Origin of the sequence: Marinomonas primoryensis (assembly GCF_013372285.1) — a bacterium.
GTDB lineage: Bacteria > Pseudomonadota > Gammaproteobacteria > Pseudomonadales > Marinomonadaceae > Marinomonas > Marinomonas primoryensis.
Map to the genome: position 1 here is coordinate 1,165,334 of NZ_CP054301.1, position 26,463 is coordinate 1,191,796.

Annotated in this window: 22 protein-coding genes; 18 read left to right on the forward strand and 4 right to left on the reverse strand. The window is 44.9% G+C overall.

What is annotated here, in order from left to right; all coding sequences use genetic code 11:
• The first annotated feature begins 30 nt into the window (after positions 1-30).
• From MP3633_RS05385 to MP3633_RS05440, 14 genes are all read left to right on the forward strand, one after another.
• Positions 31-696, forward strand: a complete 666-nt coding sequence (locus MP3633_RS05385) for a type VI secretion system ImpA family N-terminal domain-containing protein (RefSeq protein WP_176334763.1) — start codon at positions 31-33, stop codon at positions 694-696.
• Between the two features lie 257 nt (positions 697-953).
• Positions 954-1,472 carry an Hcp family type VI secretion system effector gene (locus MP3633_RS05390; protein WP_176334764.1) on the forward strand — a complete coding sequence of 173 codons (519 nt, stop codon included), beginning with the start codon at positions 954-956 and terminating at the stop codon, positions 1,470-1,472.
• A gap of 124 nt (positions 1,473-1,596) precedes the next feature.
• Entirely contained in the window at positions 1,597-3,729 is a 2,133-nt protein-coding gene (locus MP3633_RS05395; RefSeq protein ID WP_176334765.1) for a type VI secretion system Vgr family protein, read from the forward strand.
• A gap of 3 nt (positions 3,730-3,732) precedes the next feature.
• Positions 3,733-4,683, forward strand: coding sequence for a DUF4123 domain-containing protein (locus MP3633_RS05400; RefSeq protein WP_176334766.1), 951 nt, complete (start codon positions 3,733-3,735; stop codon positions 4,681-4,683).
• A complete protein-coding gene (locus tag MP3633_RS05405) occupies positions 4,670-8,254 on the forward strand; it encodes a toxin VasX (protein ID WP_176334767.1) in 3,585 nt (1,194 codons plus the stop codon). Before MP3633_RS05400 ends, MP3633_RS05405 begins: the two co-directional genes overlap by 14 nt.
• A gap of 99 nt (positions 8,255-8,353) precedes the next feature.
• Entirely contained in the window at positions 8,354-9,436 is a 1,083-nt protein-coding gene (locus tag MP3633_RS05410) for a hypothetical protein (protein ID WP_176334768.1), read from the forward strand.
• 3 nt (positions 9,437-9,439) lie between these two features.
• Positions 9,440-10,036 (forward strand): hypothetical protein, encoded by a 597-nt coding sequence (locus tag MP3633_RS18960; RefSeq protein WP_244959855.1) that lies wholly within the window; start codon positions 9,440-9,442, stop codon positions 10,034-10,036.
• A complete protein-coding gene (locus MP3633_RS18965; RefSeq protein ID WP_244959857.1) occupies positions 9,996-10,562 on the forward strand; it encodes a hypothetical protein in 567 nt (188 codons plus the stop codon). Before MP3633_RS18960 ends, MP3633_RS18965 begins: the two co-directional genes overlap by 41 nt.
• Positions 10,563-10,826: 264 nt before the next feature.
• On the forward strand, positions 10,827-11,327 hold the full coding sequence (locus MP3633_RS18970; protein WP_244959859.1) for a hypothetical protein: 501 nt from the start codon (positions 10,827-10,829) through the stop codon (positions 11,325-11,327).
• A 107-nt stretch (positions 11,328-11,434) separates the two neighbouring features.
• Positions 11,435-11,911: a hypothetical protein gene (locus tag MP3633_RS18975; protein WP_244959860.1), complete on the forward strand. Its 477-nt coding sequence runs from the start codon at positions 11,435-11,437 to the stop codon at positions 11,909-11,911.
• A gap of 18 nt (positions 11,912-11,929) precedes the next feature.
• Entirely contained in the window at positions 11,930-13,009 is a 1,080-nt protein-coding gene (locus tag MP3633_RS05425; protein ID WP_244959862.1) for a hypothetical protein, read from the forward strand.
• Between the two features lie 18 nt (positions 13,010-13,027).
• On the forward strand, positions 13,028-14,110 hold the full coding sequence (locus MP3633_RS05430) for a hypothetical protein (RefSeq protein WP_244959864.1): 1,083 nt from the start codon (positions 13,028-13,030) through the stop codon (positions 14,108-14,110).
• Positions 14,111-14,128: 18 nt separating this feature from the next.
• Complete coding sequence (locus tag MP3633_RS05435; protein WP_244959866.1) at positions 14,129-15,181, forward strand: hypothetical protein; 1,053 nt, start codon at positions 14,129-14,131, stop codon at positions 15,179-15,181.
• Between the two features lie 105 nt (positions 15,182-15,286).
• Positions 15,287-16,171 carry a DMT family transporter gene (locus MP3633_RS05440; RefSeq protein ID WP_176334772.1) on the forward strand — a complete coding sequence of 295 codons (885 nt, stop codon included), beginning with the start codon at positions 15,287-15,289 and terminating at the stop codon, positions 16,169-16,171.
• A gap of 68 nt (positions 16,172-16,239) precedes the next feature.
• Here the strand turns inward: MP3633_RS05440 and MP3633_RS05445 are convergent, their stop codons facing one another.
• Entirely contained in the window at positions 16,240-17,127 is an 888-nt protein-coding gene (locus MP3633_RS05445; protein WP_176334773.1) for a LysR substrate-binding domain-containing protein, read from the reverse strand.
• Between the two features lie 107 nt (positions 17,128-17,234).
• Here MP3633_RS05445 and MP3633_RS05450 point away from each other — a divergent pair, with 107 nt between their 5' ends.
• On the forward strand, positions 17,235-17,939 hold the full coding sequence (locus MP3633_RS05450) for an SDR family oxidoreductase (RefSeq protein ID WP_176334774.1): 705 nt from the start codon (positions 17,235-17,237) through the stop codon (positions 17,937-17,939).
• Between the two features lie 172 nt (positions 17,940-18,111).
• Here MP3633_RS05450 and MP3633_RS05455 read toward each other — a convergent pair whose 3' ends face one another.
• A complete protein-coding gene (locus MP3633_RS05455; RefSeq protein ID WP_176334775.1) occupies positions 18,112-20,025 on the reverse strand; it encodes an FAD-binding monooxygenase in 1,914 nt (637 codons plus the stop codon).
• Positions 20,026-20,141: 116 nt separating this feature from the next.
• Between MP3633_RS05455 and MP3633_RS05460 the strand changes: the two genes are divergently transcribed.
• Positions 20,142-21,065, forward strand: coding sequence for a LysR family transcriptional regulator (locus MP3633_RS05460; protein ID WP_112140046.1), 924 nt, complete (start codon positions 20,142-20,144; stop codon positions 21,063-21,065).
• A gap of 10 nt (positions 21,066-21,075) precedes the next feature.
• Here the strand turns inward: MP3633_RS05460 and MP3633_RS05465 are convergent, their stop codons facing one another.
• Entirely contained in the window at positions 21,076-21,843 is a 768-nt protein-coding gene (locus MP3633_RS05465; RefSeq protein ID WP_176334776.1) for a M90 family metallopeptidase, read from the reverse strand.
• A gap of 352 nt (positions 21,844-22,195) precedes the next feature.
• On the opposite strand from MP3633_RS05465, the gene MP3633_RS05470 reads away from it, so the two are divergent.
• Both MP3633_RS05470 and mdoH read left to right on the forward strand, forming a co-directional pair.
• A complete protein-coding gene (locus tag MP3633_RS05470; RefSeq protein ID WP_425324752.1) occupies positions 22,196-23,758 on the forward strand; it encodes a glucan biosynthesis protein G in 1,563 nt (520 codons plus the stop codon).
• Positions 23,759-23,761: 3 nt separating this feature from the next.
• The gene (gene mdoH / locus MP3633_RS05475) at positions 23,762-25,915 is read left to right on the forward strand and encodes a glucans biosynthesis glucosyltransferase MdoH (protein WP_176334777.1); all 2,154 of its coding nucleotides are present in this window, start codon (positions 23,762-23,764) and stop codon (positions 25,913-25,915) included.
• Between the two features lie 56 nt (positions 25,916-25,971).
• Here mdoH and MP3633_RS05480 read toward each other — a convergent pair whose 3' ends face one another.
• On the reverse strand, positions 25,972-26,454 hold the full coding sequence (locus MP3633_RS05480) for an Lrp/AsnC family transcriptional regulator (RefSeq protein WP_176334778.1): 483 nt from the start codon (positions 26,452-26,454) through the stop codon (positions 25,972-25,974).
• Positions 26,455-26,463 lie beyond the last annotated feature (9 nt).

A 26,463-nucleotide genomic window follows, 5' to 3' on the forward strand; every position in this document is an offset into this window, starting at 1 on the left:
GAGTCCCCCTTTCTGTGAAATTATAGATACATGAAAAACATAGTTTGTATTGATGGTGAATATTTTTATATAGAGCCGGATTCGAGCCTAATCCGCAATGAAGAGTCTTACTGCATTATCAAAGACCGAATAAATAAACGTGATACCGCTAATGTTGGTTGTATTGATTGGCAGAGAATTCGTGCAGATGCAGAATCATTAGCAAAAGAGAAAGGTCTTGATCTCATTATCGCCAGTTATTATACGGTGGCTGTTTTTAAAACTCAGGGCTTTAAAGGCTTTGCAAATGGTTTAAGCCTGATAAACGCTGTATTGCTTAGTCAAGCAACTGACGATTTAAAACAACAAAAACTCAATATGGGGCTAGTGGAATGGGTGCAAAAGCAAATTACAAAAGATATCAAAAAGCTGCAGCCTACTTATGACACACTGCGTGATTTATACCGCTGTGAAAGAGAGTGTTACTTACTAAGTGATTTCATTGGCAGGCAACAAGCGACACATGAAAATGGGCTTGAGAATGCCACTGTAGAGATTATCGAACATATTGATCGTCTTGAAATGCGCTACCAGACTATGGGTAAAGAGAGATCAGATGCAGAAAGATTTTCTTGGAGTAATACTGGTTTAGTGTTGGCGGCTAGCTTAATTAGTGCCGCCTCTACATTTTTTTTAATGACCTACCTCAGTTATTAATAATAATTGAGCATCGTTTGTATGGAATTTATCTTTTTATATTTCCTTTTATTAGTATTGCCTACCGAGCGGATTATTGCTCGCTGGGCAACTTTCCGCTCGATCTCAGGCGGATTGTTGCTCACTGATAGATTTCTGATTTTCTAACTAGTTGAAATCATTGATATTTTGTAGTTGGCACTCTTGTTGCTATTACCTTGGTTGTGTTTTATGAAAAACATCATCCATTTACAATGCGACGAATAAGGAATGTTACTATGCCAACACCATGTTATATCTCTCTCGAAGGAGAATCTCAGGGTTTGATCACCGCAGGCGCGATGTCGGTCGACTCTATCGGAGATGTGGGCTTGGAAGGCCACGATGATGAGATGCTTGTACAGCAATTTGATCACGTTGTGACCGTACCTACGAACCCTCAGTCAGGTAACCCATCAGGCCAGCGTGTTCATAAGCCGTTTGTGTTCACGGTGGCACTGAACAAAGCCGTTCCTCTTCTGTACAACGCTTTATCTTCTGGTGAGAAGTTGTCTAAAGTGGAACTAAAATGGTACCGCACCTCGTCAGAAGGCAAGCAAGAAAACTTCTTCGTGACGGCACTGGAAGGCGCGGTGATTGTTGACATCAAATGTGAAATGCCCCATTGCCAAGATCCGGCAAACGGCAACTTCACACAAAACATTGCGGTGTCACTTGCGTACCGCAAAATCACGTGGGACCACGTCAGCTCTGGCACGTCGGGTTCGGACGATTGGAGTAAACCCATCGAAGCGTAAGCGTCGATGGTAGAGGCTCTGATTGATAAAACCGCCTGTGTTCACAGGCGGTTTTTGTGTGTGTTAATATGCCTTCGTGTTTACGGAGAAAACAGAACACCCAGTCATCACAAAGGAAGGTAGTATGACGACATTGACGTTTACATTGGTCCTCGACGGAATCGAAGAAGACACCTTGGTCGTACGAGAGTACCAAGGGCATGAATCTTTATCGGACACCCTTCTACAAGATGGCTCTCCCTGTTATGGTTTTCGGTATCAACTGACGCTTGCCAGTCGACGCTCAGACCTCAGTGCCGATCAGATTGTCGATAAGCATGCCGAATTGCGTATTGTTCGTAATGGTCTGTTAGTACAGCGAGTTCATGGCATTGTCCGCCACTTTGAAAAAGGCGACACAGGTCACCACCATACTTACTATGCCTTAAGTCTTGTTCCTGCCCTTGAACGTCTTGCTTTGCGTCACAACAGTCGTATTTTCCAAAAGAAAAGCGCGCAAGAAATCATCGTCCAACTGCTCGAAGAAATGGGCATCACCGATTACCTTTTCACCCTACAGCGCCCACCACAGCAACGTGAATTCTGTGTGCAATACCGTGAAACGGATTTACATTTTTTACACCGCTTAGCCTCTGAAGAAGGTTGGGTCTATTACTTCACCAATGAAACCATGGCACTGTCCGAAGAAGGTACCTACCTCAAGGGAAAACATACCCTTAACGTCGTCGACAAAAGCCAGTCCATGTCCCTGCATGATCGTGCCATTCCCTACAACGTGTTGTCCGGTGGTGTAGACAATAGCCCTTATATCTCCACCTTGACCGAACACACCCAATCCTTTCCAAGCCAAAGTGTGCTCAAGGATTACAGCTTTAAAAAGCCCGATTACCGCTTCTTGCATCAACAAGAAGGCCACGACATGGATTACCAGCATCAAGCGTATGAATACTTTGATTCGCCAGGGCGGTTCAAAGACGACGAAACAGGCAAAGCCTTTGCGCGCATACGATTGGAATATCTACGTCGAACCGCTCACACCGTCGTCGGTAAAAGCAACGACGCCGCGATTCAGGCGGGGGCGAGAATCACCGTCACCGATCACATCGACGATAAAATGAACCAAGTGTGGGTGCCAGTGCAAGTGACCCATCAAGGCAATCAGCCTCAGGCACTAGAAGAAGAAGGTCACACCGGCGCAACGACCTACCACAACACCTTTACCCTGATTCCCACAGCCACCAACTGGCAGGCCACCCCACAGCCCAAACCCAACGTGGATGGCCCAATGATGGCCACCGTTGTCGGCCCCCAAGACGAAGAAATCTACTGCGACGACCATGGACGAGTCAAAATCCACTTTCCATGGGACCGATACAGCGCTGCCAACGACCAAAGTTCGTGCTGGATACGCGTCTCCCAAGGTTGGGCTGGGAACCAACATGGCATGATGGCGATCCCCCGTATTGGCAGTGAAGTGATCGTCAGCTTTTTAAACGGTGACCCAGATCAGCCCATCGTGACAGGAAGAACCTACCACGCCAAAAACACGCCCCCGTACGTCTTACCAGAACACAAAACCAAAACCGTCTGGCGAAGTGACACCCACCAAGGCAAAGGCTTCAACGAAATCAGTTTTGAAGACCAAGTTGATCATGAAAAAGTGTACCTACACGCACAAAAAGACCAACAAGAAGACATACTCAACGACCAACTCACCCAGATCGGTCACGACCAGCATGTCAACATCGGCAATGACCGTTTTACCGAGATCAAAAAAGACAGCCACTTAACCATCGAAGGCGAATGCCGCCTTAAGGTCTTCAAAGACAAAACCGACATCATCGACGGTAACCTACAACAAAAAGTAGGCTCGAAAGCGATACTCGATGCTGCCAATGAAATACATCTTAAAAGCGGCAACAAAGTAGTGATAGAGGCTGGCGCTGAAATCACCCTATTGGCTGGCGGCAGCTTCATCAAAATAGATGCAGCGGGTGTATCGGTTGTCGGCGGGGTCATTAAACTTAACTCCGGTGGCAGTGCAGGAGCGGGCAGTGGATTTAGTGGCGCAGTGGCTCTATTACCTAAGGGAGAAAAAAGTATAGCGCCTCCTGAAAAAATCGTTATTACACCGACTCCTGCACTGAAACAACAATTGATATCCGATCAACAACAAGATGAACCCGTGACTGAAGTGTGCCAGAAAAAAGCCGATGGTACCTGCCCACTAACGGATTGTCCTTGTGGGAATAATTAATTGATGAACACATCCGATACGTTCCATCTACAGGCCGGTTCGCTTCAACCCAATTTACAGCATTACCTAATTGCAAACCGCTTGCCGGGGAGTATGCCTAACTTAATGGCGGATATGTATGCTCATAATGGGGGCGCTGATAATGCCATTTTGTACCTTAATTCAGAATTATCAGAACTGCTTGAAGTGAGTCCTTATGTCATAAGAGTGCACGAAGGCGATTTTGTACTTAAGCAATACGAACGTAATGCGGTTGTTCAAAATGGTTGGTCTGGCATTGTGATTTCTGTTGCTGACACAACAAGCTTCGACGAATTATTAATGCACTTGCGCCAACGCTTACTGGTGTTATTTTCTTCAGACAGGAAGGGCGTTTTACATTTCTCTAATCCAAATGTCGCCAATTATTGGTTTGGGGAAGCTGATACTAATGAAACTGCTGTGTGGCTTGGGCCGATTAAGAAAATATGGTGGTATGGGGCAAACAATTCTCCAAATCAAGCTTTATGGTGCCATATTTGGAACCTCTCAGACGCGCCACCAGTGGATACCAGTCCTCCGCCTTCACTATGGAGCATCACAGAGTCACAAAAAGCCGCGCTTGAACTTAAAAAAGTGGATAAAGTCTTAGCCGAGTTTTTTTTAAGCGCCTCAATAAGTGTGAAAAGCAGTCAGCAGTGGCTTAGGTATCGGAGTTTTTTTTGTGATGCTAGCACTTTGGGGTTGGTCGAGCGGGACCATGTTTATCAATATCTTTTGTTATGTAACGAGCATGATCATACAAATGAAAACCTTGATGATAACTTCAGAGAAGTCGGTGCAGACGGAAATAACCTTGATAAAAGCCTTATTGAAAGTCTCGATGTTGCTTTTATCCAAACACTGAGTGAATCAAAAAAACTGCACCATATAAAAACGCGTCTAAAAAGGGATAGATCGTATGCTAACGGATAAAATAGGCTCAGGTCCTGCCTGTGATACCACTAAATTATTTATTGAAGTAACGGGTATACAGCATGACCCAAGCTACAGCTTTCAATTTTATGGTGCAAAAGACGACAGTCGGAAAAAAGACATAGAAGGCAAAAAAGTCTGCCAGCCATTAGGCGATACCAGTATCTATAGTTGGGAGTGGAAAAAAAACGCCTCACCAATAAACGCTTGCTTATCGATTGCGGCGGAAAATGGCGACATTACACTGCCGCTGTATGACGATGCGCAAGCAAAAGAACGGATTGATGGTGAGCAGGATTACCTATTGCACTCCATTGTGCCCCTTACCCTATTACCCACTTACAATAAACACCTACAAGATAATGAACGTTACGCACCCACCCGTAATGGATACCTGTACGTGTTTTATAACAATAAAGTCTGGCGAGAGCTGGAAATACACGCATCCGATAGTGAAGGTGTGCAGTTTCAGGATGTGGATTTATCTGCATATCGCACAGGCGAAAATGATACTTTCTCATCAGACAAACGTGAGGCCGTGGGTAACCCCCTAAAAGACATCTGGCTGCCAGTAAAAGATAATAACAAAGACACTCTTGTGCATCTTGCCTACTCCGATGTGCCATGGAGTGGTGAGCGCTTAAATTATCTTGAAGCGAATCTATCTGAACTGAAAAAACGCGCGCAATCTTTACACGAGTTAAAAGGCGCGGATAACCCGCCCAGCAACCGAACAAAAGAGGGTTGTGTACTCTTTGCCAGCAGCTTACCTGAAATGAGAGCTCGTGCGGACATTGAATGGCATATCGCTGAGCCGATTAAGTTCAATCGTGACCTAACCGGAAGTAGCTTAAACCAACAATACACAGACATCAAAAGTGGCATAGAAAAAGCCAATAATAATGGTGACGAACAATTCGAAGCCCTAATGCATCGAAGTGCGTTTCAATACGAATACGGCATGAAAGAAACGGCGTTAAAGTCCCTGATTACCAACGACAATGACTTAGACAAAAACTGGGAGGCCTCACAAAGTCTTGATTATCTTGGTGATGCCAAAGCTCGTCAGCTAAGAACCTTAGTGCTCGATGACCCAGTGTTTGATTTAAAACAGCGTGCCTTTATAGTGCTTTCTGGCGCGGCGTACATGCAGCAATTGTATGTGGATATGAGCCAACAAGAATATTATCAGACCGCCGAACTGACACAACAAATGATCATGACTGAACGCTTCGGCCAACAAGACAACGCACTTTATAAATTTAATAGTGATGTCAGTCGAGATTTAAGCGGACGTTTTCATCGGACATTACGTACACGAGAGCGCTTGATTGCGAATCGTGACATCAAAGAACTGCAATATTACGTTGATCAAACACTCAATAGTCAACGTACGGCAGATGTCTTGCGTGATATTTCTTCACTAAATGGCCTGAACTCAGCAGGTGCACACAAGATCGTCGGTCATGCTATGAGCGCATTGAGTATTAACATCGACAAAATCGACGCCTTTTCAAAATACCACTATATCTATGACCACCTGCCGGCTGATCGGCCTCTTAATCAGATAAAAAGTCTGAGTGTAGAAGACTGTCATGCTACCCTCAGAAGTGTCTTATCCTCCAGTAGCCATCCTCTTTGTAAGGTGCTATTTGTTGAAGAAGGGTCTGTTACCTTAGACTCCGAGTATACACCGCCAGAAGCTCTGAATGACGGCTCTGGCTTTGCTACTCCGGAGAGCTTAGCGCAATGGAGCCAGAACGATTTTGAACTCGAAGACGACCAACTGGAAGTTATCGACCTTGTGTTTATTACCAAGAGCAATGTGCCAGCCTCTCTGTCCGATAAAGTGCAAGATGCGTTTTCTCAAGCAAGGCGTGTGAGCAGCATTCTGAATAGTATTTTAAGTAGCTACTACGAAGCGTTAATGTCAATAAAAGACTTGGCGTCAGAAGCAAAAGTCATCCAGTTTAATCAAGCCTATGCCTCCGTATTGGCCTTAACTAAGGCAACGAATCCGACCTATCTTGGCAAAATGTTGTTTACCTCAGCGCAGGGGGCAGAAACCAAGGGCTATGTGGTGGGCGTGCATGGTCAAGGGCTGGAGTTTGGCCTGAGTGCTGATGACAGAGAGCACATCAAAAATAAACGACGTAAAGGGCTACAAGGTCAATTGCGTGAGGAAAATGGCCGCTTAGTCGTGGCGTCCAACAAAAAGCCGTTTAGTAACGCGGACAAAGCCAATTTGGCAGAGCGCGGCAACCTAAAAGTGGTGGTGTTGCCAGAAGACAGTGAAATGGCGCAAGCCTATAACCAAGCCAATACGCAGCGTGCGTTAAGGAACATGAACAACCCTGAGATCAACAGCAGCAACGTCTACGAGCGCATCCGAATCCCGTACTGGATTGTTGCCATTGAAACAGTGAATTTGGTGTTAAACTTTAAGTATTTTGAAAGTTTTTATAAAGGTAAAGATAGACTACCTTCATTTGGATATATGGTTAGTGCATCTGTGGACTTGAGTGTGGCGGTGACCCATGCGGCCAATTTGCACGGCCAAAATGCCTCACTGTTAACCCGCGCAGCTAATAAGACAATGATTACACTGCCTCAGTTAAGGATAGGTAGTGCCGAATTAGTTGCTAGTCTGAGCCGTTTGGCCGTGGCGGGGCTTGTTGGTGGCTTATTGACCGCTGGTATGGCCTTCTGGGAGGCCCTTCGCTTGTCCGCCAAAAATGACGACGATGCTAGTGCTGCTATGTACATGGTGGCCGTGGGAACCGGTATGTCTACTATTGCCACGGGCTTGTTTACCACCAGTGTCCCTATTTTATTTGGTATGGGGCCGATTGCCTGGTTAGGAATTGGCATTGCGGTAACAGGGGCACTTTTATACATGTTGTTCTTAGACACACCTATTGAAGAGTGGCTAAAAAATGGCCCCTTTGCCGACGACCCAGGTGAGCAATACGCCCACCTACAGGATAATAAAGTCGCGTTCGAGCGCTTTGTAAATTGCCTGTTCTCTGTGGAAATAAAAGCCTACCAATATGATCGCCAAACCGGCTTGCCAGAGGGCTTTAATGCCGCCATGCAGGCCAAAGGCGTCACCCATGCGATACGAGTGAGCAGTAACCTCGCAACACTCATGGGGGAGGACAACGCAAGTATCGATTTTTATGCTCGTCCTGCCATGCTAGAGAAAATAGAAACCCGCTCTCGAATCGGTATTTCCCATGACGAGGAAGTCAAACCGTTGGGCAGCAAACCACTGTCAATCATAGCGCAAACGGATGGGCCAGACAGCACGGTTTATTTTGTAAAACACGATACAGCATTACCAACCTCTCATAGTGATAGTTCTTTGTGGGGCGGGAAGGTTCATAGTTACCGCTATGCAAAAGCCTTTATCGCACGAGTCCGGCTGCACATAGGTGATGAGGTGTTTCCGATGCCCGCGTTAGATCAAGCCGCCTTCGAGGACCCTGTATTTGATCCACCGCATTTTATGGAGGATGAAAAATCTTGGGGCAATCAAGCCATCACCATAACTCCCAATCAAAAACCATGACAGAATAGCAAGAGACACGACACCCTAAAACGACAAACATCTCGCTCTAAGGGGAAACGAATCCGCGCCATAAGCGCTAGACAGTAAAGGATAGAATACATGGCCTTTGTTAATGCCTCTAAAAGCAAACAAAACGACCAGCAAGCAGCACAAGACCACCGTTCAGTAAGTGAATACCAAGACACGGCTTATAATTCACAGAGTTTTGCACCACAAAGGTCACGCCAAGAAAAGGGCTTCTTACGCCGTATGATGACCAGCGGCAAGCCCTTTTCGTTCAGTGAAACCACGGACAGCATCACCGTCTATGGTCTGGACAAGATTACCCCTTCCGAAATGGCCAAAATAGCAGCCATAAACCAACAGGAGGTGTATTGGGATGAGCAGAGTCTCAACGGAGAGGGCTTAACGGGCTGGTCTCAAGTCTATGCCATCATGGTTAGCATTACTAACGGCTGTCTATTCATGGTATTGCCTTTGGCATATATACTTTTTTTATCAGGACTCCTTTTCGGTGAGGGGGAAATCGTTTTTGTGTGGAATGATGGAATGTCTGATCTTTTTTGGGGACTTACTTTGTACGCGACCTTACCTTGTTTGCTGATTTATATTCACTATAAGCTGTTGCATGCAGGCTATATGTTTCTGGCACCGTTTTTACGTCCGAGCCGGATATTTGAGCTAAATCGTACTACTGGTATGGTGACCTTGTTTAAAAAGAATAAGCCTTTTTTTACACATCTCTTTATCGAGTTTGATTGTGTGTTGATGTCGTCACCGACTCAGCAGGGCTTTTTAAATTACTCCTTAACTTTAATTCATCGTTACCAGGATTATTCAGTAGGGGTGCCGATTAGTGGCTCCATGGGCGCCAATCATAAAGTAATCGAATACCATCGTTTTTGGAACATGGTTCAACGCTACATGGACATCAGCCAGCCTCTGCCAGACATTTTAGTCTTAGAACCAGCACGTCAACGCGACCCCACCACCATCGCTTACGACAAAGAGCATAACCGTAACCCACGATACTGGCGCGACATGACAGACGACGAGTTTGCAAAAAAGATGGACGAGATCGAAAAAGCACAGAAGAACACCCCAGCGACAGGAAAATCGATCAACATCTTCGAAGCCCCTAATGCCATAGTAAGCAAGAAGCACAGTAATAAGAAAAAGTAGACAATGGAACCGATGGATGTGGATGTTTCTCAAATGCCTAAAAGCCGACAAGACGACCAGCAAGACCGAGAAGGTCATCGTTCCATTAGTGAATATCAAGACACGGCTTATCATTCAGAAGATTTTCCACCTCAGAAGCCACGCCAAGAAAAGGGCTTCTTACGCCGCATGATGACCAGCGGCAAGCCTTTTTCATTTAGTCAAACCACGGACAGCATTACCGTCTATGGTCTGGACAAGATTACTCCTTCCGAAATGGCCAAAATAGCCGCCACGAAGCAGCAGGAGGTGTATTGGGATGAACAGAGTCTCAACGGAGAGGGCTTAACGGGCTGGTCTCAAGTGTATGCCATCGTTGTTAGTATTACTAATGGCTGTCTATTTATGGCATTGCCTTTGTGTTATGCCGTTTTTTTATTAGGGTTATTTATTGATAAGGGGGGGGGTAGTGGACGCTTGGAGTGCTGTCTACGCAGATATTTTTCTGGGAATTACTTTGTACGCGACCTTACCTTGTTTGCTTATTTACCTTCACTACAAGCTATTGCATGCGGGCTATATGTTTTTAGCGCCGTTTTTGCGCCCGAGCCGGATATTTGAGTTAAACCGTACTACCGGCATGGTGACCTTGTTTAAGAATAATCAGCCGTTTTTCACTCATCCCTTTATCGAGTTTGATTGTGTACTGATGTCGTCACCGACTCAGCAGGGCTTTTTAAATTACTCGTTAACCTTAATTCATCGATACCGTGATTATTCGGTGGGCGTGCCAATTAGTGGCTCCATGGGAGCCAATCATAAAGTGATCGAATACCATCGCTTTTGGAACATGGTGCAACGCTACATGGACATCAGCCAGCCGCTGCCCGACATTCTAGTCTTAGAACCAGCACGTCAACGAGACCCCACTACCATCACTTACGACAAAGAACACAACCGTAACTCAAGATACTGGCGCGACATGACAGACGACGAGTTTGCGAAAAAGATGGACGAGATCGAAAAAGTACAGAAGAACACCCCAGCGACAGGAAAATCGATCAACATCTTCGAAGCCCCTAATGCCATAGTAAGCAAGAAGCACAACCGAAATAAGACATGGGGATGGTGGCCGTGGGAACGGTGATGTCGACGCTTGCTACCAGCTTGTTTACCACCAGTGCGCCTATCTTATTTGGGATGGGGCCGGTTGCCCTTCGAGGACCCTATTTTTGATCCGCCGTATTTTACGGAGGATGAAAAGTCTTGGGTCAATCAAGCCATCACCATGACAACTAATCAACAAACATGACAGAGTTACAATAAATACGACTTCTTAGAGTGACAAACATCTCGCTCTAAGGGGAAACGAATCCGCGCCATAAGCGCTAGACAGTAAAGGATAGAATACATGGCCTTTGTTAACGCCTCCACCAAAAGACAAAACGACTCGCAAGCAGCACAAGATTACCGTTTTGTAAGTGAATACAAAGATACGGCTTATGACTCAGACGATTTTACCCCTCAGAAACCGCGTCAAGAGCAGGGCTTTTTACGCCGTATGATGACCAGTGGCAAGCCTTTTTCGTTCAGCCACACCACAAATAGCATCACTATTTATGGGCTGGATGATTTGACACCTTCAGAAATGGCAGAAGGAGAAAAAGGTCCGAAGCCGATGTATTGGACTGAAACGAAACTAATTGGAGAGTCATTAAGTGGGTGGTCTCAGGTGTATGTCTTAATAGGAGGTATTGCCAATGTTTGCTTAATGTTTGTATTGCCTTTGTTTTACGTGATTTGCTTGATAGGTCTTTTTTTGGGTAAGGGGGGGGGGTCACTTTTGGTTGGAATGATGGCTGGAATGATATATTTATTGGCATTACTCTGTATGCGACCTTACCCTGTTTAATCATTCACCTTCACTCTCGCGTATTAAATACGGGGTATGTTTTTGTTGCTCCTTTTCTGCGAGCCAAGCGAGTATTTGAGTTAAATCGCACCACAGGGATGGTGACTTTGTTTAAAAAGAATAAGCCTTTTTTCACTCATCCCTTTATCGAGTTTGATTGTGTACTGATGTCGTCACCCACTCAGCAAGGTTTTTTAAATTACTCGTTAACCTTAATTCATCGCTACCATGATTATTCGGTAGGCGTGCCGATTAGCGGTTCCATGGGACCCAATCATAAAGTGATTGAATACCTTCGTTTTTGGAACATGGTGCAACGCTATATGGACATCAGCCAACCGCTGCCAGACATTTTGGTGTTAGAGCCAGCACGTCAACGCGACCCCACTACCATCGCGTACGACAAAGAGCACAATCGTAACCCAAGATACTGGCGCGACATGACAGACGACGAATTTAAGCAGAAAATGGACGAGATCGAAAAAGCTCAGAAAAACACCCCAGCGACAGGTAAGCCAATCGATATTTTCAAAGGGCCGGACTCCACCGCAAGTAAAAAGCGCAACCGTAATAAGAAAAAGTAGACAATGGAACTGATGGATATGGATGTTTCTCAAACGCCTAAAAGCGGACAAAATGACCCGCAAGCACGACTGGAGAATAGCATTAGCCAATATCAAGACACGGCTTATAATTCACAAGATTTTCCTACTCAGAAACCACGTCAAGAGCAGGGCTTCTTACGCCGCATGATGACCAGCGGTAAACCTTTCTCATTCAGTAAAACCACAGACAGCATCACCATTTATGGGTTGGATGATTTGACGCCTTCTAAGGTGACCGAAGGAGGAAAAAGTTCAAAACAGAGCTACTGGAATGAAATAAGCCTTAATGGAGAATCTTTAAGTGGCTGGTCTCAATTATATTTTTTAATAGTTGGCATTGCTAAGATGTGTTTAATGGGCTTGTTGCCTTTGTGTTATGCCATTTTTTTATTAGGGCTGTTTATTGGTAAAAGTGGCGTAGTTGCGGGTTGGAACGATGGGTACGCTGATATTTTTATGGGCATTACTCTGTACGGGACTTTACCCTGTTTCATCATTTACGTTCATTTTCTTCTGCTTAATGTAGGGTGTTTTTTTGTTGCCCCTTTTCTGCGAGCCAAGCGAGTGTTTGAGTTAAATCGCACTACGGGGATGGTGACTTTGTTTAAAAAGAATAAGCCTTTCTTTACTCATCCCTTTATCGAGTTTGATTGTGTACTGATGTCGTCACCGACCCAACAAGGTTTTTTAAATTACTCGTTAACCTTAATTCATCGCTACCGTGATTATTCGGTGGGCGTGCCGATTAGCGGCTCCATGGGAGCCAACCATAAAGTGATTGAATACCATCGATTTTGGAACATGGTGCAACGTTACATGGACATCAGCCAGCCGCTGCCAGACATTTTAGTATTGGAGCCTGCGCGTCAACGAGACCCCACCACCATCGCTTACGACAAAGAGCATAACCGTAACCCAAGGTACTGGCGTGATATGACAGATAAGGAATTTAAGCAAAAGATGGATGAGATCGAAAAAGCCCAGAAGAACACCCCCGTGACAGGCAAGCCGATCGACATTTTCGAAGCTTCTAATACCACGGTAAACAAGAAGCACAATCGAAATAAGAAAAAGTAGACAATGGAACCGATGGATATGGATTTTTCTCAAACGCCTAAAAGCGGACAAGACGACTCGCAAGCACGACCGGATAACACCATCAGGCAATATCAAGACACGGCTTATAACTCAGACGATTTTTCACCTCAGAAGGCCCGAGTAGAGCAGGGCTTTTTACGTCGAATGATAACCAAAGGGAAGCTGTTTGGTTTTAGCAAAACAACGGATGCTATTGCTGTTTCCGCTATAGACGATGTGACTCCCGAAGTTATGGCCGAATACGAAGCAGACTACGAGTCTGACGGAAAGTCGATGTACTGGGATGAAAAGACGCTTAGTTCGGAATCTTTTTCTGGGTGGTCTCAAGTTTATCTTGTAATTGCGGCTTTGGCTAAGGTCTGTCTTATTGGCTTTTTGCCATTGTTCTATGTGTTTTGTTTAATCGGGTTATTTTTTGGTAAAGGGGGGGTTGTTTTTGGCTGGAACGATGGTTGGTCAGATATTTTTCTGGGTACAGCCTTTTTCGCGGTCCTACCTTGCTTATTGATTTCAGGTCATTTTAAATTGGTGGATTCTGGTCACTATTATCTTGCGCCTTTTTTACAAAGTAAACGGGTGTTTGAAATGAATCGCACCACGGGGATGGTGACGTTATTCAAACGCAACAAGCCGTATTTTACGCATCCTTTTATTGAATTTGACTGTGTGTTGTTGTCGTCTCCTACCCGCCAAGGTTTTTTAAATTATTCATTGACCTTAATTCATCGTTACAGCAATTACTCGGTTGGTGTGCCACTCGACAGCTTATTGGGGCCAAATGCTATGGTGGATGAATATTTACGTTTTTGGAATATGGTACAGCGTTATATGGACATCAGCCAGCCTTTGCCAGACATCATGATTCTAGAAGACGCTCGTAAGCGTGACCCCACCACCATCGCTTATGACAAAGAACATAACCGTAACCCGAGATACTGGCGCGATATGACGGAAGAGGAGTACGCGCAAAAATTAAAGATGCTGAAAACCGAGCAAAAAAGCATCCCAGCAACAGGCAAGCCAATCGATATCTTCAAAGGGCCGAATACCGCTAATCCAGTCAAAAAGAAGAAAAAGTAGACAATGGAACTAATGGATATGGATGTTTCCCAAACGCCTAAAAGTGGACAAAATGATCCGAAAGCACCGGAGAATACCATCAGCCAATATCAAGACACGGCTTATGACTCAGACGATTTTCCGCCTCAGAAACCGCGTCAAGAACAGGGCTTTTTACGCCGTATGATAACCAAGGGGAAGCTGTTTGATTTTAGCAAAACAACGGATGCTATTGCGATTTCTGCAATAGACGATATGACTCCTGAAGTTATGGCCGAATACGAAGCAGACTACGAGTCTGACGGAAAGCCGATGTATTGGGATGAAAAGACGCTTAGTTCGGAATCTTTTTCTGGGTGGTCTCAAGTTTATCTTGTAATTGCGGCTTTGGCTAAGGTCTGTCTTATTGGCTTTTTGCCATTGTTATATTTTTTTCTGTTAATGTTTTTATTGTTTGATGATATTGGGTGGAGCAATGGTTATTCAGAGACATTCTTAATAGTGACTCTTTATGGTACCTTGCCTTGCTTATTGATTTCAGGTCATTTTAAATTGGTGGATTCTGGTCACTATTATCTTGCGCCTTTTTTACAAAGTAAACGGGTGTTTGAAATGAATCGCACCACGGGGATGGTGACGTTATTCAAACGCAACAAGCCGTATTTTACGCACCCTTTTATTGAATTTGACTGTGTGCTGCTGTCGTCGCCCACCCGCCAAGGTTTTTTAAACTATTCCTTAACGCTAATTCATAGGTACAGTAATTATTCTGTTGGTGTACCTCTAGGCACTTTATTAGGCCCTAATGCCATGGTGGATGAATACTTACGTTTCTGGAATATGACACAGCGTTATATGGACATCAGCCAGCCCTTGCCTGACATCATGATTTTAGAAGGCGCTCGTCAACGTGATCCCACTACCATCGAGTATGACAAAGAGCACAGTCGTAACCCAAGATACTGGCGCGATATGACTGAGGAAGAGTACGCGCAGAAATTGAAGATGCTGAAAACTGAGCAAAAAAGCATTTCAGCGACAGGAAAATCGATCGATATTTTTAATGAGAGTGTAGAAAATCTATCTTCTTGAAGATTTTTAAGCGTGCGCCAATCATTCATTGACTCTATATAGTGGAACAAAGATCGGGTATAGGCCGGTTATCGCTGTTTCACGAGTTTTCAATGGGATACAAGTATGTTGAGATGTTATCTAGCACTGTTACTTCTTGGTGTGATTTGGGGGTCGAACTTTATATTTATGAAGTGGTCGACAGCACTGATTTCACCTATGCAAACGGTGATGTTACGAGTGATATTTGGTTTTATTCCTCTGCTGGTTGTGGCGTGGTATAGCAAGCAACTTAAAGTCAGTCAGTTGAAGCATTTATTTCATTTTGCGGTGATGTCGGTGCTCGCAACGACTTTCTATTATTACGGGTTCGTAGCCGGTACAACCTTAATACCAACCAGTGTGGCGGGTCTTTTGAGCGGTTCAATTCCGATTTTTACCTTTATTTCTGCATTTCTATTTTTACGTAAAGACCGGCCTACATTACAGATGTTTATTGGTGTGATCATGGGTTTTATAGGGATCGTTGTCAGTGCTAGGCCATGGGAAGGCGCTGAGGGTGTTGATGTTGTTGGGGTAATGTGGATGTTGGCTGGAACGACCAGTCTTGGCGTTTCGTTTGTTTATGCGCAACGTCAATTGTCTCCGTTGAAATTACCACCTTTGACTTTGGCCACTTGGCAGACTGGGTGTGCATCGTTGACGTTGTTGATCTTGACTGATTTTTCTGGCATCACAAGCATTACTTCTGATCTTAAAACCGTATTAGGTGTCGTCATTGGTCTTGGGGTTTTAGGAACGGGAGGCGCTTTTTTCCTTTACTATTATGCTATTGAAAAACTGGGGTCGGTAAAAGCATCAGGGGCTACTTACATAGCACCTGTAGTGGCCGTCATTATTGGTGCGTTTGTTGGCGAAGACATGAATAGTTCAATCGTGGTGGCTTTAGTATTAATTTTAGGCGGGGTGATACTGATACAGACAGGAGGACGTAAAGCATCACTTTCATGAAAGTCTGGTGCTAATTGATTATAAATATAAACGTCATTTTTCCATCATTTGAGTTCTTAACACTCTTGTTATTCTTCCACTTCAGATAGGGTGAATTCTTGCTGGAACCACTTCCAAACCGCATCGACACCAAGTTGCGGTGAACGGCTTTGCTTACGCACTAAAAAATAATCAGGCTTAACAATCTGAGTTTTTTCAAAGACGGGTATGAGTCGTCCAGCCAGAATGTCTTTTTCAACAAATACGCGACAAACTAGCGCAATACCTTGCCCTGCCAGTGCGGCATCAATCGCGAGTGTTGTTTGGTTGAAGGTTGCCCCAGCGAGTTTTTCGACAGTCTTAATAAAAGCAGGCCATTGATTATGGGCATCGTGCAAAATGGGGAATTGCTTCAAGCTTTCAAAGGAAAGAGGGAGTGAGTGGTTAATTAATAATGACGGGCTAGCGACAGCAATCAGCTCTTGCTGGAATAACCGTACCGCTTCCAAGTTTAGTGGAAAGGGGGCACTGGTTAGGCGTACGGCAATATCAATTTGGTCTCTATCGAAGTCAGACACCGACTCAGTAGCGACGGTGCGTAACTCTATATCAGGCAAAAGTGCGTTGAGCTCTCCCAATCGTGGGATCAAAATCTTCGCGGCGAAGGTCGGGGTGACGCTGATAGTGACCATTTTTGGGCGAGATCGTATGTTGTTGGTAGCTTCGCTCATAACATCGAATGCGTGAGTAATATCGGCTAAAAAGACGGCTCCTTGCGTTGTTAACGATAACCCCCGTGGCAGTCGCTGAAAAAGGGTTTGGCCTAGGTGTTCTTCTAACGCTCTGACTTGTTGCGCAACCGCGCCTTGAGTGACGCCAAGTTCTTCCGCTGCATTGCGAAAACTTAATCTTCTACCAGACACTTCAAATGCACGTAGGGAATTGAGAGGCGGAAGCTTTCTTCGTGAAATAGTCATTATCATCACCCAGTAGTTTTTCTACATTCTAAGTGGATTATTAAACGCGCGAAAGTCTTGTTTTTATACACCATACTGAAACCCTAAAAAAATAAAGGGAGTGATGTATGACAAATCAAAAAGTGGCGTTAATTATTGCCGGTGGTTCTGGTATGGGAGCGGCGGCAGCACGTAAATTGGCGCAAGAAGGGTATTGTGTCGCCATCTTATCATCTTCAGGAAAAGGTGAAGCTTTGGCGAAAGAGTTAGGGGGAATTGGAGTCACAGGCTCTAATCAGTCTAATGACGATTTGCAGCGTTTGGTGGATTTGACGATGGAAAAATGGGGGCGCATTGATGCACTGGTAAACTCTGCTGGACACGGCCCTCGTGCGCCAATTCTTGAAATAAGTGACGATGATTGGCATTTAGGCATGGAAGTTTACTTGTTAAGCGCGATTCGCCCGATTCGTCTTGTTGCCCCTATTATGGCGGCTCAAGGGGGCGGTAGTATCGTGAATATTTCGACGGCTTGGGTTAACGAGCCAACCGCCATGTTCCCAACCTCCACTGTTTTTCGGGCGGGTCTGGCCAGTTTTATGAAAATTTTCGTGGACGATTTTTCTGCGCAAAATGTGCGTATGAATAACGTATTACCTGGTTGGATAGATAGCCTCACTGAAGTAGAGGAGCGTCGAAAAATGGTGCCAATGGGGCGTTACGGCAAGACGGAAGAAATTGCTAACACAGTAGCATTTCTATTGTCGGATGAAGCTGGTTACATTACTGGACAAAGCCTTCGCGTGGACGGTGGTGTGACGAAATCAGTTTGATATAAAAAGAACAGTCTACGGCGCAGTCGTGTTTGCATGGTGTCGAGGTGCTTTATTGATTGGGACGTTATGCGATTTGACGGTTTCTTCTCATTTATCAAATGAGAAGAAACCTTAGGGAGAGAACTCTATATCGCCTCGACGGGTTGGCTTACTGGATTTCCCATTTTTTTTACAGTGCCTCAATCAATACCTTTTCAAAAAAATTCGTCACGCCTTGATAATCATGTAACGGTAAGACCTCGGCGACATATTGATCGGGGCGAACAATAATGATGCCGCCTTCTTCTTTATCGACTCCGCGTTTTTCATAGAAACAACCTTCTGCAGACTTTGCGCTGTAGACTTTTTCATAGTCTTTTAATCCGTAAAGGTCTTTTGATGGCTGTAAAACTGGATGGATATTGGCCACTTCAATGTCTCGATGTGGTTCTTGGAAGACGGCTTGTAGGTTGATGATTGCGTCAATATTCATACCTTTTGGCGTGAAACGTAGTAGGGGGGAAGCGGGATTGTTTTGTAAAAACTGACAAAGAGCTTTTACTTGGCAATCGGTTCCCATGAAGCGTTCTTTTCCAGCAAAGGCGAAAATGTGCCATCGGCCATCTGCCTTCATGCTGTGCCCAAGGTGCACGGGTTTTGCATCTGCATGACGGGTTACTTTTGCGGAATGAAAGCGCATGCCGATGGTTTGTCCTGAGGCAAGGTTTTGATGCGTTCCTGATTTTACTAACGTCGATGCTGGGTAGTGAATCGCTGTGCCAGCGGTGAAGCGGCCAAACTGCACAAAGTATTGTTGAAATGCAGCCGGATCGATGCCGTCAGGGTTGCTCGCAGATTTAGGTTTGGCACTGAACATTTTTGAAAATTCGCGATCAAAGTCGATTAGTTGTTGAGCCACAGTTTGTCTTTCAAAAGAATAACTTTGTAGTAGCTCAGGCTTCGCTCTTCCGGTTAAAACGTGGGCGAGTTTCCAGCCTAAGTTCCAAGTGTCATTGACGGAGGTGTTTAGACCTTGCCCCGCTTTTGGGCTGTGCGTGTGGCACGCATCGCCAGCGAGAAAAACACGTGGCGGACGACCATCTTCGGCATCATCAAATGCTGTCGTTAAGCGCTGGCCAATTTCATACACACTCCACCAAGCAATCTCTTTTATGTCGATGGTGTAAGGTTGCAGAATACGGTTTGCGGCGGCGATTAAATAGTCGGCCGTGATCGACTGTTTGGAGAGTCGTTCAGTATTGTTTAGTTTGTCCAATTCAATGTACAAACGCACCATGTAACCGCCTTCGCGAGGAATGATCAGCATGTTGCCTTCGTTGGCAGAATGAATGGCGGATTTTAAACGGATATCAGGAAAGTCTGTCGTCGCCAGTACATCCATTACGCCCCACGCTTGATTGATCGAGTCGCCGACTAATTCACGACCAATGGATTTTCGTACCGTGCTACGAGCGCCATCGCATCCGACCACGTATTTGGCTTTGACTGTTTCAATCACGCCAAGGTGCTGAGAGTCCAAACGCTCAAAGGTTAAGGTGACTGGATAATCGGTTGCTTGTTGATCCACTTCAAGGTGAAGTAACTTACGCGAGTAGTGTGGCACGACTTTTCCAGGGCCATGACTCATCACATCAAGAAACGCATCGTGAACACGAGCTTGGTTAATAATGACGTGCGGCATTTCAGATAAATCGTCCTCGACGTCTTGGATTTTTCCACTGCGAGCAATGTGTTCTGGCAGATCTGCGTCCGGTTTCCAAAAAGCGGTTTCGTTTACCCAATACGCTTCTTGTTTGATTTGATCAGCAAAATCATAGGCTTCAAACATTTCCATTGTACGGCAAGCAATGCCATCGGCTTGACCTACTAATAAGCGGTCGTCTTTTTGTTCAACAATACAGGTAGAGATACGGCCAAATTTTGATAATTGTGCCGCAAGGTTGAGTCCGGCAGGACCGCAGCCAACGATCATCACATCCACTTGAGACGGTAGCGGGAGTTTTAATGGCGGCGCGATGATCCGATCCGTCGGATCGGCAATTCTAGGGTCGCCAGGGTGAAAACCATCTTGATAAAATTGCATTGTTTTGTCCTCTTATTATTGCCAGTGACTTGTAATCTGGATTGAAAGAAACTTTAATCAATTTTAGATATAAGTAAAAATAGATTTTTAACGCAAGACTAATAGAAAATGCATAGATGAATCCTAATTTATTGAGACAACTTGCCATCGTGGTAAAACAGGGCTCGTTAAGTCGAGCCTGTGAGCAGTTGTATGTGACGCAACCTACTTTAAGCAGAAGCATTAAGTTACTGGAAATGAAAGTTGGTGCGCCAGTACTTATTCGAACTCGTTATGGTGTTGAGCCGACAGAAATTGGTGCAAGGCTGGCACAAATTGGTGAGCGTATTTTGGCGGAAACAGAGCAAGGCGAAGAGGTTATTCGCCAGTTTCATAGCGGCTATCATAATGAGTTTGTTATTGGTATTGATCCGCTTTGGGAGTTTGCGACGGTTGAGCAAATGACCGCGTATTTTATGAAAGAAAAGCGATATGTTTTTCATTTTCGTACGGGCTCTGCGGCGGCTCAGATTGAGTTATTGCAAAATGGTGAGCTCGACTTTCTATTGGCACCAGCGCACCTTTCCGTTAAACAAGGAACATTGGATCGACAATCATTGTTTCGGGATCGTTCTGGTGTTTTTGTTGGTAAAAAATCAATGCTTCTAGGCACTCATAAACGTGTGTCTCAAGCCGTTTTGGAAAAACAAAACTGGATGGTGGCAGGTGCGAACGCGGGTTTTTTAGATCGTCCTAGTGAGTTAGTTGGTTTAAAGGCCGCTAGTATGGCGTTTACTGGCAGTATTCGTTCGGTGCTGCATTTGTTAAATACCACTGACATGCTGGTTCGATTGCCTGCTCGAATGGCTTTAATGACCGGCGACGTGGGCATTGAACAGATGATTGAGGTGGAAGGGCCACTAGGGCCAAGACGAGACATCGCACTTTGGTCGAAAGCTGACAGTATGGAGCGACCCGAGTGTCTGAAAATTCATGAACTGATCCGTGATTTTATGCAGGCACTGGAGGACTCTGTGCCGACCTTCGAGTTGGATTTGTAACTCGAAAAAATCAAGCCGGTTCTTGTCGATAAAATTGACAGAGTAGTCGGTAAATCTCTGGCATTTTTTTCTTCATCATTGTTGGGGATTCAAAGAACGTTTCGCTGCACACCGCGAAGAATTCGGCAGGGTTAGTTAACGCGTATTCATCAAGTGGTAGGTGTTTGTTGCGTTGCCAGTCGTTTTCAAAACGTTGGAATGTTGCAGTGAATATATCGTGCCACTCACCCGGTTTCATATCAGGGTGCATAGGCGGTGCGCCATTCGCGCCATCACGAAGCATGTCTAATTTATGGGCGAATTCGTGAATGACAACGTTGCTTGCTTTGCCATGACGAGCGTGAGCGCCTGTTTCTAGTATCGATTCCCACGATAAAATCAATGGTCCGCGTTGCCACGCTTCGCCGCTTAAACCACGACCTTCGGCATGGACAACGCCATCTTCACTTTGATAAGGGTGATTGGCAATAAAATCCCCTTCGTACAAAATAATGGTTTGGCAATGGTCATACCAATCCAAGCCAAGATGCAAAATAGGAACACAGGCCATAGTGGCGAGTTTAAGACACATCGCGTCGGTAAATTCAAATTCACCGCCCGGTGCAATACCTTTACGAGCTAGAAAGTGAAAGCTCATTTCGCGTAAATTGTCGCGCTCACTACCTTTGTAACGTTCCATCACTGCCCAATCAGCAATCGCAGACTCCCATTGCTCTACCGTGAAGTCCATGGCCTTGATTCGTCGGTTCTCTAGCCAGTTATCAAGTGATTTAAACATAATTATATCTCGATTAAATAGGTCGGTTTCTTATATTATGCGCTGCGATTTGAAACCTGTAACAATATCCATTATGACATACGATAGGTCGAGAAAACGGGGTGAATACTAAGAAGTAATGAGGGATTTCTTTCAATACAATCTCTCCTTAATATTTGTGCATTCCTCCAACTTCCTTGCCTTAATCTCGTTTGTGATTGGCTATATGATAGATAATCAAATCATGACGTCATTCTTAAGTTGAAAATTCAGCTAAGACTAATCGAGCCAAGAGAGAGTTTTTTTGAAGTCATTCCTTATTTCTGTATCACATTTTCGTTCACAGTCATTTTTACTGTTTAAAGGGTCTGTGTTGATATCATTATTAATTAACGCAATAAGTTATGGCCATGCGTCAGAAGCTGTCGTTGTCTCTGAGAGTGTTCAGCAAGATCAAGTGCTAAAGTCTGAAGAGTCTCAATCAGGCCAGCAAGATTCCACATTAAAAGGGTACGCATTCTCTCCTCAGACGGTGATTGATCTAGCAAAAAAACTGGCGCAGTCACCAATGCAACCAGTGGAAAAAGCACCAAAAGCCTTGATCGATATGGATTATTCCATGTATAGGAAGATCAACTTTCAGCAGAACCAAGCAGTTTGGGGCAATACGCCGACAAAATTCTCCGTGCAATTGTTTGCGCCTGGCTTTTTATTCAAAGACTTAGTGACCATTGATGTGGTTGAAAATGGTCGTGCGTTCCCACTCAAAGTCTCTGCAGACTCCTTTACGACGCCGAATCAAGAAATCAGTGAGTTAATCTCACAAGTGGGTAAGTACGCTGGATTACGTCTGCATTATCCGATTAATAGAGCAGACCATAATGATGAGTTTGTTGTTTTTCAAGGCGCGAGTTACTTCCGAGCGGTGTCGAAGGGCCAGTCGTATGGTTTGTCAGCTCGTGGTCTTGCGGTGAATGTGGCACAGCCGAAAGGAGAAGAGTTTCCGATGTTCAAACAATTTTGGATTGAACGTCCTTCTTCTAGTCAAGACGCCATTGTTGTTCATGCATTATTAGACAGTAAAAGTGTGGCTGGCGCGTACCGATTTGGTATTTACCCAGGTAAGCCTACTCGCATTGACGTTAAGGCGACATTGTTTCCAAGAGTTGATTTGAAACACGTTGGTATCGCGCCACTAACCTCTATGTTTATGCATAACAGCTCGCTGGATGCATCCGACTTCCCTGATTATCGCCCCGCGGTTCATGACTCTGATGGATTACAGATTCTCACTGGCAAAGATGAAATGATTTGGCGCCCTTTGAACAACCCAAAAACCTTAGAAGTGAGTGCGTTTAGCGATGATTATCCAAAAGGTTTTGGTTTGATTCAGCGTCACCGCAACTTTGAAGATTATCAAGATTTAGAAGCCAATTATCATACTCGCCCTTCCGCTTGGATTAAGCCTTTGAATGATTGGGGGCAGGGTCATGTTGAACTGGTGGAAATCCCTTCAGATTCAGAGACAAACGACAATATTGTGGCTTTCTGGCAACCAAAAGAAGGCTTTAAAAAAGACCAGTCTTACACCTATCAATATTTAATGACCTGGTCGAATAACACACCAGTTTCGATGGATTTACCGCGTATTGTGCGCAGTGCTAAAGGGGTGAAGTTGTTTACCGATAGCCCTGAAGTGGTGATTGATTTCAATAAAATGCCGGACGTTAGTGTCGAAGATCTGACCGTTGATGCCAGTATCAGTCAGGGTAAAATACTCGAAGCCTTGATTGTGAAAAACCCACACAATAATGGCGTACGTGTTTACGTCACTTTCGATCCACAAGACGCAGATTTAGCTGAATTGAGAGTTCAGCTAAAACAAGACGAAGTGGCTATCGCACCGACTTGGCTGTATCGCTGGATGAAGGAGTAAATAATGTTTAATAAGGAGGTTGATGCAAAGCGTGCGTTACCCACTATTTCGCCATTGGACATGCCTAGGCATGCGGTAAATGAAGCGTCTCATGCTCGAAAAGCCAAATTTTCATCACATGATATCGTCACGTTTTTGGCGCGATTATTTGTTTTGATATGTACGATTGGCTTGTCTTGGTACGGTGCCACTGAAATGTACAGTGTGCTGAGTACGAATGCGATTGCAGGATTGCAGTGGTTGTTTTTGGTTCTTTTTTGCATCAACTTCACATGGATTTCTTTCGCCTTTTCACAAGCCACGCTTGGTTTGCTTTACCAGTTGTGGCCTTTTTCGGGTCGCCGTAAAGAGCAAAATGTAGAGGGCGTGACAGCAATTTTATTGCCTGTTTATAATGAAGATCCATCACGTATTCGAGCCAATATTCAAGCCATGCACGAAGACATTGTGAAGCAAGCGTCAGGCAAGTTTGCTTTTTTTATTCTTAGTGACACTAACAAAGCCGATGCTTGGGTTGCCGAAGAGCAAGCCTTTCATTCACTGTTAAATGACGACTCAGCTGTCTGTCCTATTTTTTACCGTCGCCGTTATGACAATGCGGAACGCAAAGCGGGCAATATTGCCGAATGGGTAACGCACTTCGGCAATGATTACGAGTGCATGATTGTACTGGATGCCGACAGTTTAATGGGCGCAGAGTGTCTGATCTCACTGACTCGCCGCATGAGTGCTGATGCTAGCCTTGGTTTGATTCAAACCTTACCAACTATTATTCGCGCCGATACTTTGTACAGTCGTATTCAGCAATTTGCGAATCATTGTTTTGGTCCTATTTATGCGTCTGGATTGGCTGCGTGGCACGGTGGTTCATCGAATTTTTGGGGACACAACGCCATCATCCGAACCAAGGCATTTGCAGACGCCTGTGGTTTACCTGTATTGGCGGGCAAAGCGCCTTTTGGTGGTCATGTCATGAGTCATGACTTTATGGAAGCGGCGTTGTTACGTCGAGCCGGTTGGGGAGTGCGTTTTGATACCGATTTAACGGCGTCTTACGAAGAAGCGCCACCGTCGCTGGTGGATGTGATTGTAAGAGACCGTCGCTGGTGTCAGGGGAACCTACAGCACAAGACGTTTGTGTTTGCCAAAGGCTTTCATTTTGCCACGCGCTTGCATCTTTTATCCGGCATTATGTCTTACCTGAGTGCGGTTTTTTGGCTGATGTTAATCGTCGTCGGCTTCGCGCTCGCCATACAGGCGTACTTTGTGCGTCCTGAGTATTTTGCTAATCCGTCTTTGTTTCCAACATGGCCTGTGTTTGATTTTGAGAAAGCGCGGTCTTTGTTCATCTTGTCGATGGCGCTGGTGTTGGCACCTAAAGTGTATGGTTGGTTAGCGGCGATGCTGAATATTCGTCGTTGTTTGCAATTTGGCGGCCCCATTTTATTGACCTTGAGTATTCTGGTAGAAACACTGTTATCAGCTTTGTACGCACCCATTCTGATGCTCGCACAGTTTCAAGTGGTTTATGGTGTGTTTAAAGGCAAAGACAGTGGCTGGAAACCTCAATCTCGTGACGATGGTGCTACGTCATGGGGAGTCGCTGCGCGTGCGCATTTTAGTCATACGGCATTTGGTGTTGCTCTGGCCGGTGGCGCGCTTTTCTTAAGTCCACAGTTGTTTTATTGGTCTTTGCCGATTAGCTTTGGCTTAGTGCTGTCGATTCCATTGTCTTGGTTGAGTGGCGGCAGAAAACGCGGCAACGTGATTCGCTATGTTGGTCTGCTGCGTGCACCTGAAGAAAAGCGCCCTCATCCTATTGTGGTACTGCAATATCGTTATAGTACCGACCTTGCTCAGCCACGTTTTGACACGGCTTTACCATCGTTAACGCGTCTGATGTCTGATGCTTCATTGTTCTATTGGCACCTTGCACAAATGCCGGCAGATGAGTCGAATAAAGAGTTTTGCCGTGCTTGGATCTGTGCCGAGTGGCAAATTATGAACAGTGGTAGCATTAATAGTTTGCTTGCTCATTTAAGTGAAAAAGAATGCATCGCGATTTTGCAACATCGGACACTAATGCGCGCGATGCAAAAGTATTTACCTGAAAACAAATGTGTCATTAAAGAGTCAGAAAAGCGGGTATTTGCATAGCAAGCAACGCAATGAGAGCCGTAATTTATACCTCTCATTGCGTTTTTTTTTTGATACTAAGAAAAATCGCTGAGAGGGAATTCACTTAAAGGGAATTCCCTCGTTATTTTAGGTTGCCTCATTGAAAACATCGTATTGACGGAGCGAACCCCTTTCGCCTGCAACAGTTTTTTGCTCAAAAGTTCATCATAGCTATCAAGGTCTCTGGTTATGATCTTTAGTAAATAGTCACAATCCCCACTGACGGAATGGCATTCTTGTATCTCAGGACATCCTTGCACAATAGAAAGGAAAGGCATCAGCGTTCCCGGATGGTGGTTATCCATTGACACTTGTGCAAAGGCAATGACATTTAAGTTCACTTTCTTTGCGTTCAACTCAGCGGTGTAGCCTCTTATATAGTCTTCGTCCTCTAGACGTTTTAAGCGTCGCCAACAAGGTGCAGTTGAAAGGCCGATCTTCTCCGCTAAGTCTCGATTACTTAGGCGGCCGTCTTTTTGTAGGGCTGAAAGAATACTGATGTCAAATTTATCAAGCATGAAAGTGTT

Excerpts from the sequence above, each read along its gene's own strand:
- MP3633_RS05445 (WP_176334773.1), bottom strand. The coding sequence starts at position 17,127 with ATGACTATTTCACGAAGAAAGCTTCCGCCTCTCAATTCCCTACGTGCA.
- MP3633_RS05395 (WP_176334765.1), top strand. The coding sequence starts at position 1,597 with ATGACGACATTGACGTTTACATTGGTCCTCGACGGAATCGAAGAAGAC.
- MP3633_RS05455 (WP_176334775.1), bottom strand. The coding sequence starts at position 20,025 with ATGCAATTTTATCAAGATGGTTTTCACCCTGGCGACCCTAGAATTGCC.
- MP3633_RS05480 (WP_176334778.1), bottom strand. The coding sequence starts at position 26,454 with ATGCTTGATAAATTTGACATCAGTATTCTTTCAGCCCTACAAAAAGAC.
- MP3633_RS05410 (WP_176334768.1), top strand. The coding sequence starts at position 8,354 with ATGGCCTTTGTTAATGCCTCTAAAAGCAAACAAAACGACCAGCAAGCA.
- MP3633_RS05465 (WP_176334776.1), bottom strand. The coding sequence starts at position 21,843 with ATGTTTAAATCACTTGATAACTGGCTAGAGAACCGACGAATCAAGGCC.
- MP3633_RS05400 (WP_176334766.1), top strand. The coding sequence starts at position 3,733 with ATGAACACATCCGATACGTTCCATCTACAGGCCGGTTCGCTTCAACCC.
- MP3633_RS05390 (WP_176334764.1), top strand. The coding sequence starts at position 954 with ATGCCAACACCATGTTATATCTCTCTCGAAGGAGAATCTCAGGGTTTG.
- MP3633_RS05385 (WP_176334763.1), top strand. The coding sequence starts at position 31 with ATGAAAAACATAGTTTGTATTGATGGTGAATATTTTTATATAGAGCCG.
- MP3633_RS05405 (WP_176334767.1), top strand. The coding sequence starts at position 4,670 with ATGCTAACGGATAAAATAGGCTCAGGTCCTGCCTGTGATACCACTAAA.
- MP3633_RS05425 (WP_244959862.1), top strand. The coding sequence starts at position 11,930 with ATGGATGTTTCTCAAACGCCTAAAAGCGGACAAAATGACCCGCAAGCA.
- mdoH (WP_176334777.1), top strand. The coding sequence starts at position 23,762 with ATGTTTAATAAGGAGGTTGATGCAAAGCGTGCGTTACCCACTATTTCG.
- MP3633_RS05460 (WP_112140046.1), top strand. The coding sequence starts at position 20,142 with ATGAATCCTAATTTATTGAGACAACTTGCCATCGTGGTAAAACAGGGC.
- MP3633_RS18960 (WP_244959855.1), top strand. The coding sequence starts at position 9,440 with ATGGAACCGATGGATGTGGATGTTTCTCAAATGCCTAAAAGCCGACAA.
- MP3633_RS05440 (WP_176334772.1), top strand. The coding sequence starts at position 15,287 with ATGTTGAGATGTTATCTAGCACTGTTACTTCTTGGTGTGATTTGGGGG.
- MP3633_RS18965 (WP_244959857.1), top strand. The coding sequence starts at position 9,996 with ATGTTTTTAGCGCCGTTTTTGCGCCCGAGCCGGATATTTGAGTTAAAC.
- MP3633_RS05430 (WP_244959864.1), top strand. The coding sequence starts at position 13,028 with ATGGATTTTTCTCAAACGCCTAAAAGCGGACAAGACGACTCGCAAGCA.
- MP3633_RS18970 (WP_244959859.1), top strand. The coding sequence starts at position 10,827 with ATGGCCTTTGTTAACGCCTCCACCAAAAGACAAAACGACTCGCAAGCA.
- MP3633_RS05435 (WP_244959866.1), top strand. The coding sequence starts at position 14,129 with ATGGATGTTTCCCAAACGCCTAAAAGTGGACAAAATGATCCGAAAGCA.
- MP3633_RS05450 (WP_176334774.1), top strand. The coding sequence starts at position 17,235 with ATGACAAATCAAAAAGTGGCGTTAATTATTGCCGGTGGTTCTGGTATG.